Here is a 12,338-nt window from a genome sequence, read left to right as displayed (position 1 = left end):
TCATTACAACGACTCCAGGAAACGAATCAGATCAGCGCGTTCGTCCGGCGTCATCGCCACGACGCGATCGCGCGCGGGTTTGCCCGCGCCGCCATGCCACAGCACTGCTTCCAGCAGCGTCCGGGCGCGCCCGTCGTGCAGCCACGTCGCCGTGGGGTTCACAGTCTTGGTCAGGCCGATGCCCCACAGCGGCGGCGTGCGCCACTCGCGGCCGGTGGCCTGGCCGTCGGACACGCCGTCGGCCAGATCGTCGCCCATGTCGTGCACCAGCATGTCGGTATACGGCCAGATCAGTTGGAACCGGTGTTCCGGCTGCTTGGCATTGCGGCTGGTCACATACTTGGGCACGTGACACGCCACGCAGTTGGCTTCGTAGAACAGCTTCTTGCCGGCCAGCACGCGCGCGTCGTCGGCGTCGCGGCGCTGCGGCACCGCCAAGTTGGTGGAATAGATCGTCACGAAGTCCATCAGCTTGGCCGGCACTTCTTCCGGACCAAAGCGCGGCTGCGCGCCGTGCGGCATGTCCAGGCACTGCTTCTGCGCGGGCGTGCAATCGCCCGAATGCTTGGGGAACAGTGGCGTGGACAGGCCCATGTCGTTGGAAAACGCGGCAGCGCTCTGCTGTTCAACGGTGGGCTGGCCGGCCTTTAGATTGAAGCGGCCCAGCACACGCTTGCCGGTGCGCGCGTCGGTCACCCAATTCGGCTTGCCGACGATGCCGTCGCGCTTGTCCGCGCCCACGTTGGCCAGGATGTCGGCTTCGTGTATGGATTCCAGCAGGCCCAACCCGATCATGGGCGGCGCCAGGCGGGGCGAAATCTGCGTGTCGGCGCGCAGGGGGCCATAACCCGGGTTCTCGATGCGATACGTGGGCTTCATCAACGTGGCGGTCTCGCCGCCGTTCAGCGCCACCGCGATGGGCTCGTATTCGATTTCCATGCGGCCTTCGGCCGGCAGGCCCGCCACCGCGAAGTTCTGCAATTGCACGCCGTAAACGGGTTCGGGCAGCTCGGCCAATTCGCCGGGCGCCAGCTTCGGATGGCCACGGTCCGGGCCGCGCGGCACGGCCAGGCGCAACAACAGCGCCACGGCGTCGGTGCGTTCCAAGGGATCAAAGCCCGGCACGGTGCCGCGCCCGTCTTTCGTGTGACAGGCCTGGCACGAGCGCGCGTTGAACAGCGGCCCCAGGCCGTCGGAGGCCTGCGTCGATGCCGGCGCCGACACCCAGTCCTTGCGGAACAGGCCGTTGCCCACCTGGAATTCCTGGCGGCCCTCGAAGCTCATGTTGGCCGAGGGCTGGGAAAAAATGTCGGCGTTGATCAGTTTGTTGGTGGTGGCCGCCCCGGCCTGCATGGTCTCGAAGGTTTCGACCTTGGAGAAATCGCGCGTGGGCGCGGTGATGGCGGTGACGCGTTTTTGGTCTTCGGGCGTTAAGTCGTCACGCCCGGCAGGGACTTCAGTGGCAACGGCGGCGCCGGCGCAGGCCGACGCCGCCAGTACGGCGGCTAGAGCGAGCTTCACTTGAATACGGCGTCGGGTTTATCCAGGCTGTCGGAACCTTCGATGGCAACCTTGCCCAGTTCAAGCAAAGTAATCACGCGTTCCAGGCTGCGGGTCTGGTCGACCAGGCGGTCGATGGCGGCCTGCACCACGGCGTTGCCTTCCTTATTGCCGTCCGCAATCATCTGGTCGTAGGTTTCAACCGTTTCGGCGCGCGTCTTCATGGCTTGCATGGCGGCCACGGTGGCGTCCAGCTTGGCGCGCACTTCGGCGTCTAGCTTGGGGTCGCGCGCCTTGACCAATTCAGACAGGCTGGCGCCCGTGACCTGCTTGCCGTCGATGCGGGTGTAGGTGCCCAGGTAGACGTTACGAATGCCGATCTGGTCGTAGTAATGCGAATTGTGGGTGTTGTCCGAGAAGCAATCGTGCTCTTCTTCGGGGTCATGCAGCACCAGGCCCAGCTTCATGCGTTCGCCGGCCAGTTCGCCGTACGACAAGCTGCCCAAACCCGTCAGCATGGCGATCAAGCCCGCCTTGGGGTCTTCTTCGACGGCCTTGCGCGCGGCGCCGTCCTTCTTCCAGTTGCCGACCATTTCTTCCAGGTCCGTTACCAGCAGGTCCGTCACGGCCTTAAGGAATTGCACGCGGCGTTCGCAGTGGCCGCCCGTGCATTGCTTGGTGTCGAAGTCGGTATGCGGGCGGTTGCCGGAATGGCGTTCTTGCGGCGTGCCCTTGCGGTCTGCCGGCGCCGGGCCGGTGCCGTTCAGGTCCTGGCCCCACAACAGAAATTCAATGGCGTGATAGCCGGTGGCCACGTTGGCTTCGTTGCCGTCGGCTTCGTGCAGCACTTCAGACAGCAGTTGCGGCGTGATCTTGCTGACGTCCACCGTTTTGCCGCCCACCGAGATCTTTGAATTGGCGATGACGTTGACGGCGTAGTAGGCGTTTTCGTCGTTGTCGGTGCCGTACGAGGCATCCACATAGTCGATCAGGCCTTCGTCCAGCGGCCAGGCGTTCACGCGGCCTTCCCAGTCGTCAACGATGGGATTGCCAAACCGATACGCCTCGGTCTGCTGGTACGGCACGCGCGCGGCCAGCCACGCTTCGCGCGCAGCCTTCAGCGTGTCGGGGCCGGGCTTGGCGATCAGCGCGTCGATGGCGGAGCGCAGCGTCTTGGCGGCGGTCAGCGAATCTTCATAGCCCGCCAGCGCCAGATCCGAATAGGTGGCGACGACAGCACGCGGTTCCGCGGCCGCATGGGCCGTCCCCCCGAATACCGCTGCGGCCAACACCGCACCCAACAACAACTTGCGCATCGACTTTCTCCCGTGACTCGAACGGTGTCCGCCCCCGCGGCGGGCCGTTCCGACTTCAATTTTGTGGATGCGAGTGTAAACAATTTTCGTTTGATGTTCAGCGCCAAGTCAGATACCTGACATTTTTTTGAACGGAATCCGCTTAAAAAAAGCGCGCGCCTATCAGGCGGGCCGCTACTATCGCGCTATTACCGTCCCCGTTTTGAAGACCATGGAACTGCGTCAACTCCGCTACTTCGTGCGCGTTGCCGAACTGGGCAGCATCGGCCGCGCGGCGCGCGATCTGGGCGTGGTGGCCTCGGCGCTAAGCCAGCAGATCAGCCGCCTGGAAAGCGAATTGGCGACGCGCTTGCTGATGCGCACGCATACCGGCGTGGTGCCCACCGCCGCCGGCACCGCGTTCCTGCGGCAAGCGCGGCTGACGTTGCGGCATGCGGAACACGCCGTGGCGGCCGCGCGCGAGGCGCGCCTGTCGGGCATGGTCAGCGTGGGCTTTGCGCCCACCACGGCGTCCATGCTGGCGCGGCCGTTCTACGCAGCCATGGTCGAACGCTACCCCAACGTGCGGCTGCATCTGGTCGAGGGCCTGTCGGGCAACCTGGGCGAGCAGCTCAACAACCGGCGGCTGGACCTGGCGGTGCTGTTCCAGAATGACAGCAGCCAGGGCCGCAGCGCGATCCCGGTGCTGGACGAAAAATTGTTCCTGCTGGCCCCGCGTGGCGTGTTTGCCCTGCCCGACGGCGAACCCGCCACCATCGACCAGCTGGCCGGCCTGCCGCTGGCCGTGACCAGCAAGGCCCATGGCCTGCGCGCCTGGGTCGAAGCCGCCTTCGAACGGGTAGGCATCGAGCCCTGGGTGGCCGTGGAAGTGGACGGCCTGACCACGCTGATGGACCTGGTGCAGGCCAACCCCATCGCCACCATCCAACCGGGCGCCGCCGTGGCGCGGGCCGAGGCCGGGCTGTTGAACATGCACCCCATCGACGACCCGTTCCTGTACCGCCGCAACGCCGTCTACTGCATCAACGACGAAGAACTGTCGCCCGCCGCGCTGGCCGCGCGCGTCGTGCTGGTGGACGTGATGCGCGCGCAAGTACGCCACGGCGGCTGGCCGGGCGCCACCCTTCTGGATTCGTGATGCCCCCATGCCGGCCGCGGGGCTAGGCCGCGCCGGGTCCCACGCATACATTGCATTCGTGAACGCCGTGGCATGGTGCCGCGGCAACGGACCCCTGCAAAGCTGATGACCACTGATTCCCGACGCCCGGGCACGCTTCCCATCGCCTCCATGCGGCCGCACTGTTCCGACCAGGAATGGCAGGCCCGTGTCGACCTGGCCGCCTGTTACCGGCTGGTCGAGCTTTACGGCATGGCCGACATGATGGCCAACCATATCTCGGCCCGCGTGCCGGGCGAAGACAACGCGTTCCTTATCAACCCCTACGGGATGATGTACGAAGAGATCACCGCGTCCAGCCTGATCAAGGTGGACCTGGACGGCACCATCCTGGCCAAGCCGGACTTTGGCGACATGAACTACGGCATCAACAAGGCGGGCTACGTGATCCACAGCGCGGTGCACGCCGCCCGCCATGACGTGGACTGCGTCATCCACACACACAGCTGGGCGTCGATGGCCGTGGCCTCGCTGGACTGCGGGCTGCTGCCGCTGACGCAGACGGCCATGCGCTTTTTGAAGATCGGCTATCACGACTACCAGGGCGTGGTGCTGGACCTGCACGAGCAGCAATCGCTGTTGCAGGACCTGGGCCAGGGCGAAGCGCTGATCCTGCGCAACCATGGCGCGCTGACGGTGGGACGCACGGTGGGCGAGGCCTTCAACTGGATGCACCGGCTGGAGCTGGCTTGCCGTGCCCAATTGGCGGCCATGGCCACGGGCTCGCCGCTGCGCCAGGTCAGCCCCGCCGTGCTGGAAGAAACCTGGAACAACTATCAGCCCGGCACGCGGCGCCCTTACGGCGTCATGGAATGGCCGGCCCTGCTGCGCAAACTGGACCGCATCGACCCCGGCTTTCGGGATTGACCCCGGCGCCCCGACCGGCGACGGATACCTGCATTGGATTCCTGTATTGGAGTCCTGCATCCCAAAGGCGCCGGCCGACGTGGCGGCACGGCGCCGACTTATCCAAACGACAACCACGGACGGAGACAACGATGAACACTGCCCGAGCCCTGCTCGCCGCCGCAGCGGCGGCCTGCGCCTGTACCGCCCCAGCCGCCATGGCCGCCGACTACCCCGACAAGCCCGTGAAGGTGATCGTGGCGTTCACTGCCGGCGGCACCACCGACACGCTGACGCGCAGCATGTCCAACGCGCTGTCCAAGAAGCTGGACCAACCTTTCGTGGTGGAAAACAAACCGGGCGCGGGCGGCAACATCGGCACGGAATTCGTGGTGCGCGCCGCGCCCGACGGGCATACGCTGATTGTCAATTCCGTCGGCCCCATCGCGGTCAATGCATCGCTGGCCAAACTGTCGTTCGACCCGTTGACCGACTTGGTGCCTATGGTGCAGATCGCCACCGTGCCGAACGTGCTGGTCGTGCCGCCGTCATCGCCCGCCAAGGACATCAAGAGTTTTCTTGCTTACGTCAAAAAGGCGCAGCACCTGAACTACAGTTCCACCGGCGTGGGCACGTCGTCGCACCTGTCCAGCTACATGTTGATGGACCAGTTGGGGGTGCAAGCCACGCACGTGCCGTACAAAGGGGCCGACGCGGTCAACGACTTGCTGGCCGGACGCATCGACTTCATGTTCGCCACGATTCCGTCGGTGATCGGGCAGATACGCGCGGGCAAGCTGCGCCCGCTGGCCGTCAGCACGCTGCAACGGTCGGCAACCCTGCCCGAATTGCCCACCATTGCCGAGTCCGGTTATCCGGGCTTTGACGCCGGATCTTGGTTTGGCTTCTTCGGCCCGAAAGGCACGCCGCCCGAGGTCATTACCGTGATCAACCGCGAAGTCAACGCCGCCCTGCCCTCGCTGAAGGCGCAGATGCTGCATGAAGGCGCCGAGCCCGTAGGCGGCACGCCCGCGCAGTTTTCCACCTTCATCCGTGCGGAGCACGACAAGTGGGCGGCGCTGGTGCGCAAATTCCAACCCGCCGCCAACTAAGCCGCCGCCCTCTGGATCACCCCCGAGCCATCCATGCCGCAAGACGAGATCCGCATCCTTTGTTCGCCCGCCGAGGCCGCCGCGCTGCGCCAGGCGCTGGCAAGCCGGGACGCACCGCGCATCGCGCTGTGCCACCCGCAAGCCGGCGAGCCGTGCAACGCGCGCGTCGCGTTCATTTCGCGCGACATCACGGGCGCGTCCACCAAGTTCCAGATCACGCCCGACACGGCGCGCTACTACGACGCGCTGTTGTCCGCGCCTGACCTGCAATGGGTCCATGTGCATTCGGCCGGCGCGGACCGCGACATCTATCAGCAACTGCACGCACGCGGCGTCGCCATCACCACGTCACAAGGCGCGACCGACGCGGTGGTTGCGCAAACCGCGATCGGTGGCGTGCTGGCCCTGGCGCGCCGCCTGCCCCTGCTGGCCGCCGACCAACGCGAACGCGCGTGGCGGCCTCTGTTGGGCGAACGCACGCCACGCGATCTGGCCGGGCAACACGCGGTGGTCGTCGGCTGGGGCGGCATCGGCCAACGCATCGGCGCGCTGCTGGGCGCGTTGGGCCTGACGCTGTCCGTCGTGCGCCATTCCGCCACGCCCGTGCCGCAAGCGCGCCACAGCGTTACCTATGCCAACCTGCGCAGCCTGCTGCCCCAGGCCGACTGGCTGCTGCTTGCCTGCCCGCTGACACCGGCCACGCGTGGGCTGATCGACCAGCAGGCTTTGGCCGCCTTGCCCACGCACGCGTCGGTCGTCAACGTGGCGCGCGGCCACGTCATTGACGAAGCCGCGTTGATCGACGCTTTGTCGGCAGGCCGCCTGGGCGGCGCGTTCCTGGACGTATTCCAGCAAGAGCCCCTGCCGCCGGCATCCCCGCTATGGGGGTTGGACAACGTCATCGTGACGCCGCACAGCGCGGGCTTCTCGGACGGCAATCGCGCGCGCGTGCGCGGCCTGTTCGTCGACAACCTGCACCGTTGGGCGCGCGCTGAACCCCTGGCCAACCGCCTGGTGGGCTGACGCCGCCGAGTCCGCAAGCCTGCTGACGCCCACCCGACGTCCGACCTGTCCCCTTCAGTGGTGCGTCATGCACCAAAATGGTTCACCCGAGGCACCAGCGCGAGGCCGCCGCACGCGCCTCCCAGGGCTAACCCCACTCTGGCAAACCTGGCACGGGTTTTGCTTGATGACTGGTATGCAAGCTTGTCTACAAGGCAAGCGTCGCAACACCTTTCACTGCAAGCCCTCCAGGAGCCTTCATGATCAACCGCAATGCGCCTTTCGCCTTCAACGCCACCCGCCGCCGTCTGATCCAGGGCGCGGCCCTGGGCGCCGCGACGCTGGCTGCGCCCGCGCTGGTCCGCGCCCAATCGGGCCCGGTGATCCGCATCGGCTTCTGGCCCGTGGCGGCCGGCCTGCCGTTCTACGCGGCCGTGGAAAAAGGCTATTTCAAGGAAGCGGGCCTGAACGTCGAACCGCTGAAGTTCGCGGGCGCGCAGCAGGTCATGGAAGCCATGCTGGCCGGCCGCGCGGACGGCAGCGCCAACGGCACGGGCTCGGCCAACCTGGCCATCGGCGAGATCGCCTCGCCTGGCCTGTTCAAGATTTTTGCGTCCAATCCCAGCAACGCCAAGAACGTGCTGGATGAGTTCATCGTCGCGAAAGACAGTCCCATCAAATCCATAGCAGACCTCAAGGGGAAAAAGGTCGGATCTGGACCCGGCATCCAGAACGCCACGCTGGCCAAAGCAGTACTGGAGCGCGCCGGCGCAACCGGAGCAACCGTGGTCGAGTTGGCGATCAGCCAGCACGTGGCCGCGGTTGCCGCCGGCCAGTTGGATGCGTGCTACACGCTGGAACCCACGGGCACGGTGGGCCGCTTGAACGGCACCACGCGCGTGCTGGAAACGGGCGTGATCGCCAAGTACGTGTTGGGCGATCCGATGGCACCGTGGTTTGGCGGGTCGGCCTCGCTGACCACCGCGTTCCTGAAAAAGCACCCGGAAGAAAGCAAGAAATTCATCGCGGCCTATGCGCGCGGCATCGAACTGATCCGCACCAAGCCGGCCGAGGCGCGCCCCTTCATGAAGGGCTACACCGCCATCGAAGGCCCCATGACCGAAGAAGTGCCGTTGGCGGCCTACACGCTCTACAACGAGTTCACGCCCAGCGACATCCAGTACTTCCAGAAGTTCTTCGACCTGTTTACCGAGAAGGGCATCTTCGCGCAAAAGGTCGACGTGTCGACCATGCTTTACAAGGGCTGACCCATGACAGCCACGACCGCGACTTCCGCAACCTCAAGCGTGCCCGCAAGCGCGACCACGACCACGACCGCGACAAAGGCACCGACCGCCATGGCCGCCCCCTCCGCCCCCACCAGGCAGCCACCGCGCAAGTTCAATGGCGCACGCTTCCTGCCCCTGGTCGGGCCCCTGGCTCTGTTCGTGATCTGGGACCTGGTGGTGCGGCTGCAACTGGTCAGCCCCGTGCTGCTGCCCACGCCCAGCGCCACCATCGTGGCCCTGGTCAAGGGCCTGGCCGGCGGGCCGCTGCTGTGGGATTTCCTGTCATCGTTGAACCGCACGCTGCAAGCCTTCGTGATCGCCGGCGTCATCGGCGTGCCTTTGGGCGTGCTGCTGGGCAGCAATGAAAAGGCGTATCGCAGCGTGGAGTTCCTGGTGGACTTCTTTCGATCGACGCCGTCGTCCGCGCTGATCCCGCTGTTCCTGATGATCTTTGGCGTTACCGACATGAACAAGATCGCCATCGCCGCGTTTGCCGCCGTGCTGGTGATTCTGTTCAACAGCGCCTATGGCGTCATCAATGCCCGCAAGCAGCGTGTGATGGCGGCCCGCGTGATGGGCGCATCGCGCTGGCAGATCTTCAAGGACGTGCTGATCTGGGAAAGCCTGCAACCCACGTTTGTCGGCCTGCGCAGCGGCGTATCGATGGCGCTGGTGATCGTGATCGTGGCGGAAATGTTCATTGGGTCCGACAGCGGCCTGGGCAATCGCATCATCAACGCGCAGCAGGTGCTGAACGTGCGCGAGATGTACGCGGCGATCCTGGCGGCCGGCGCGCTGGGCTATGTGCTGAACATTATTTTTCTTGTGCTGGAAAAGCGCGTGGTCCATTGGAGCGGCCGATAAATGTCCACCGTCATCAACCCCATCATCGCCCCCGCCCCCGCCGCCGCGCCGTTTGCGCCCGGCCCCCTGGGCACGCACATCACCATTCGTGGCCTGACCAAGTATTTCGCGGGCTGGCCGCTGTACGAAGACTTCAACCTGGACATCCCCAAGGGCAAGATCGTCTCCGTCTTCGGCCCCAACGGCTGCGGCAAGTCCACACTGATCAACATGATCGCGGGCCTTATTCCCATTGATGCCGGCGAGATCCTGTTCGACGGCAAATCCCTGGCGCAAACCAAGATCGGCTATGTGTTCCAGAACTACCGCGAAGCCATGTTCCCGTGGCTGCGCACGATTGACAACATTGCCTACCCGCTGCGGCTGGAAGGCCGCAGCAAGGCCGAAGTGGATGCGCGCGTGGAAGAGCTGGTCGCCTCGTTCGACGTCAAGTTCGACCTGAAGCGCTATCCGTATGAACTCAGTGGCGGGCAGCAGCAGACGGCCTCCATCATGCGCGCGCTGGCGCCCGGACCCGAGGTGCTGTTCCTGGACGAACCCTTCTCCGCGCTGGACTTCGAGATGACGCTGTTCATCCGCGAAAAGCTGCAAGAGGTGTTTTTGCAAACGGGCACCACCATGTTGCTGGTGTCGCACGATCTGGAAGAAGCCGTGTACCTGGCCGACCAGGTGCTGCTGCTGACCAAGCGCCCCACCCGCGTGGCCGAGATCCTGGACTACACGGATGCCCGCCCACGCACGGTGGAAACACTGTCCGAGCCCAGCTTTATTCAAATGAAGAAACTGAGCCTGGAGATTTTCCAGCGCGAAGTGCGCAGGTAGGCAATCCACCGACTCGGTGTCTCAGGCAAGCAATCAACGCGTCTATCGGGAGAATCCGCCATGACCCAGGAAACCATCGATCAATACGTGCGCAGCGCCTTGGCGCTGTCGGGCTACGCCCTGCGCGAAGCGGCCACGGCCGAAGTCGTGCAGCAGTTCGCGCGCATCCACGACATTGCGGCCAGCTTCATCGACGAGCCGCTGCCCGTCGAACTGGAATCCGCATCGGTGTTCCGTCCGTGAGCGGCCCCGCCATCGACATCGCCCGCCAGGTCGCCAGCGGCGAGCGCAGCGCGCTGGCCGTGCTGGACGCCACCTTGGCCCGCGTGCGCGAACGTGACCCCGCGTACAACTGCTTTACCGCCGTGACCGAGGCGCGCGCCCGCCAGGAAGCCGCCGCCATCGATGCGCGCCGCGCGCGTGGGGAGGCACTGCCGCCATTGGCAGGCGTGCCCTATGCCGTCAAGAACCTGTTCGACATTGCTGATGAAGTGACCTTGGCAGGCGGCCGCGTCAACGCCGCCAATCCGCCCGCCGCGCAAGACGGGCGCCTGGTCGCGCGCATGCGGGACGCCGGCGCCGTGCTGATTGGCGCCCTGAACATGGACGAACACGCCTACGGCTTCACCACCGAAAACACCCACTATGGCCCATGCCGCAACCCGCACGACACCAGCCGTATCGCGGGCGGGTCATCGGGCGGCAGCGCGGCCGCCGTGGCGGGCGGGCTGGTGCCGTTAACCCTGGGCTCGGACACCAACGGGTCCATCCGCGTGCCGGCGTCGCTGTGCGGCGTCTTCGGCTTGAAGCCGACCTATGGCCGCCTGCCGCGCACGGGGTCTTTTCCCTTTGTCGGCAGCCTGGACCACCTGGGCCCCTTCGCCGCCAGCGCCAGCGACCTGGCCGCCGCCTACGATGCGTTGCAAGGCCCCGACCCGGACGACGCTGCCTGCGCCCAACATGCCGTGGACTCCGTGTTGCCCACGCTAGCCTCTGGCGCGCGCAAATTGCGCGTGGCCGTGCTGGGCGGCTACTTTGCCGACTGGGCCGGCCCGCAAGCCCGCCGCGCCGTCGAGATCGCCGCGCGCGCGCTGGACGCCACCGCCGTCGTCGACATGCCCGGCGCCACGCAAGCGCGCGCCGCCGCCTTCATCATCACGGCGGCCGAAGGCGGCGCGTTGCATCGGCGCAAGCTGGTCACGCACTACGACTACTACGAACCCTATTCGCGCGACCGCCTGGTCGCCGGCAGCCTGGTGCCCGCCGCCTGGGTGCAGCAGGCGCAACGCATTCGCCACCGCGTCTACCGCGAGGCCATGGCGCTGTTCGACCAGTACCACGTGCTGATCGCGCCCGCCACGCCCGTGTCCGCCACGCCGATAGGCACCGACTGGCTGACGCTGGCCGGTAAAGAACTGCCCGCGCGAGCCAGCATGGGGCTGCTGACGCAACCCATCTCATGTATCGGCCTGCCCGTCTGCACCGCGCCCACCTGGCCCGAGACCGAACACGACGGCCACTTGCCACTGGGCGTGCAATTGATCGGCGCGCCCTGGCGCGAAGCTGATTGCCTGGCCGCCGCCTACGTGCTGGAACAGGCCGGCGCCGCGCGCGTGCGTCCGGTCTGAGCTTTCTTTTTATCTCTTTCCGCCACCGTCCGACCGCCACACCCCCAACATCCAAGGCCCGTTATGGAATCCGCATTCGCCGCCATCGACATGCCCCGCACCCTGGCCGACACCGCCTACGGTGCATTAAAACGGGACATCCTTGATTTCCGGCTGGCGCCGGGCGACCGCTTTACCGAAACCGAAATCGCGGACCGGCTGCAAGTAAGCCGCACGCCGGTGCGCGAAGCGCTGTTCCGGCTGGAGCGCGAAGGCTATCTGGAAGTCCGGCAACGCAACGGCTGGCTGGTCAAGCCGCTGGACTTCAACACGCTGGACCACTTCTACGAACTGCGCAGCGTGCTGGAAACCGCTGCCGTCCATGCGCTGTGTGTGCCAGGCCAAGGCCCCGATCCGCTGCGCGCGCTGCAATCACTGGCCGACACCTGGCTGGTCGCGCCCGGTGATCGGTCCAGCGATGGCGAATGGCTGGCCGACCTGGACGAACGCTTTCATATCGACTTGGTGGCGGCCGCCGGCAACCCGGAGATTGCACGCGTGCATCGCGCAGCCACCGAGCGCATCCGCATCGTGCGACGGCTGGATTTCACGCTGCAAGACCGTATCGACAACACCTACGAAGAACATGGCGCCATCCTGCGCGCCGTGTTGGCCCGCGACGGCGCTGCCGCCGCACAGCTACTGCAAGCGCACATCAGCGACAGCCAAAGCGCGGTGCGCAAAATCACCCTGCACCGCTTGTATTCCACCCGTCACGCCAAGGCGGCCTGACGGGTGTGCGG

Annotated in this window: 12 protein-coding genes; 10 read left to right on the top strand and 2 right to left on the bottom strand. The window is 66.0% G+C overall.

What is annotated here, in order from left to right; translation table 11 throughout:
- Positions 1-3 precede the first annotated feature (3 nt).
- Both V6F88_RS20740 and V6F88_RS20735 read right to left on the bottom strand, forming a co-directional pair.
- Complete coding sequence (locus tag V6F88_RS20740) at positions 4-1,521, bottom strand: di-heme oxidoreductase family protein (RefSeq protein WP_332611876.1); 1,518 nt, start codon at positions 1,519-1,521, stop codon at positions 4-6.
- A complete protein-coding gene (locus V6F88_RS20735; protein WP_332611875.1) occupies positions 1,518-2,816 on the bottom strand; it encodes an imelysin family protein in 1,299 nt (432 codons plus the stop codon). Before V6F88_RS20735 ends, V6F88_RS20740 begins: the two co-directional genes overlap by 4 nt.
- Before the next feature lie 211 nt (positions 2,817-3,027).
- Between V6F88_RS20735 and V6F88_RS20730 the strand changes: the two genes are divergently transcribed.
- The 10 genes from V6F88_RS20730 to V6F88_RS20685 all read left to right on the top strand — a co-directional run bounded on the left by V6F88_RS20730 (position 3,028) and on the right by V6F88_RS20685 (position 12,327).
- Entirely contained in the window at positions 3,028-3,954 is a 927-nt protein-coding gene (locus tag V6F88_RS20730) for a LysR family transcriptional regulator (protein WP_332611873.1), read from the top strand.
- Positions 3,955-4,059: 105 nt separating this feature from the next.
- Positions 4,060-4,860, top strand: coding sequence for a class II aldolase/adducin family protein (locus V6F88_RS20725; protein ID WP_332611872.1), 801 nt, complete (start codon positions 4,060-4,062; stop codon positions 4,858-4,860).
- A 131-nt stretch (positions 4,861-4,991) separates the two neighbouring features.
- Positions 4,992-5,951, top strand: a complete 960-nt coding sequence (locus V6F88_RS20720) for a Bug family tripartite tricarboxylate transporter substrate binding protein (protein WP_332611871.1) — start codon at positions 4,992-4,994, stop codon at positions 5,949-5,951.
- Between the two features lie 33 nt (positions 5,952-5,984).
- Positions 5,985-6,974 carry an NAD(P)-dependent oxidoreductase gene (locus V6F88_RS20715; protein WP_332611870.1) on the top strand — a complete coding sequence of 330 codons (990 nt, stop codon included), beginning with the start codon at positions 5,985-5,987 and terminating at the stop codon, positions 6,972-6,974.
- Positions 6,975-7,213: 239 nt separating this feature from the next.
- On the top strand, positions 7,214-8,221 hold the full coding sequence (locus V6F88_RS20710) for an ABC transporter substrate-binding protein (RefSeq protein ID WP_046804176.1): 1,008 nt from the start codon (positions 7,214-7,216) through the stop codon (positions 8,219-8,221).
- A 90-nt stretch (positions 8,222-8,311) separates the two neighbouring features.
- Positions 8,312-9,106, top strand: a complete 795-nt coding sequence (locus tag V6F88_RS20705; RefSeq protein WP_332611869.1) for an ABC transporter permease — start codon at positions 8,312-8,314, stop codon at positions 9,104-9,106.
- On the top strand, positions 9,107-9,928 hold the full coding sequence (locus V6F88_RS20700; protein ID WP_332611868.1) for an ABC transporter ATP-binding protein: 822 nt from the start codon (positions 9,107-9,109) through the stop codon (positions 9,926-9,928).
- A 60-nt stretch (positions 9,929-9,988) separates the two neighbouring features.
- On the top strand, positions 9,989-10,171 hold the full coding sequence (locus V6F88_RS20695) for a DUF4089 domain-containing protein (protein ID WP_332611867.1): 183 nt from the start codon (positions 9,989-9,991) through the stop codon (positions 10,169-10,171).
- Complete coding sequence (locus V6F88_RS20690) at positions 10,168-11,556, top strand: AtzE family amidohydrolase (RefSeq protein ID WP_332611866.1); 1,389 nt, start codon at positions 10,168-10,170, stop codon at positions 11,554-11,556. The genes V6F88_RS20695 and V6F88_RS20690 overlap by 4 nt, the downstream gene beginning before the upstream one ends.
- Positions 11,557-11,619: 63 nt before the next feature.
- On the top strand, positions 11,620-12,327 hold the full coding sequence (locus V6F88_RS20685; protein WP_332611865.1) for a GntR family transcriptional regulator: 708 nt from the start codon (positions 11,620-11,622) through the stop codon (positions 12,325-12,327).
- Positions 12,328-12,338 lie beyond the last annotated feature (11 nt).

Origin of the sequence: Achromobacter sp. ESBL13, from assembly GCF_036668755.1 — a bacterium.
Lineage (GTDB): Bacteria > Pseudomonadota > Gammaproteobacteria > Burkholderiales > Burkholderiaceae_B > Achromobacter.
The sequence above is the reverse complement of the archived record's forward strand: the minus strand, read 5'-3'. Positions and strand labels throughout refer to the sequence as shown.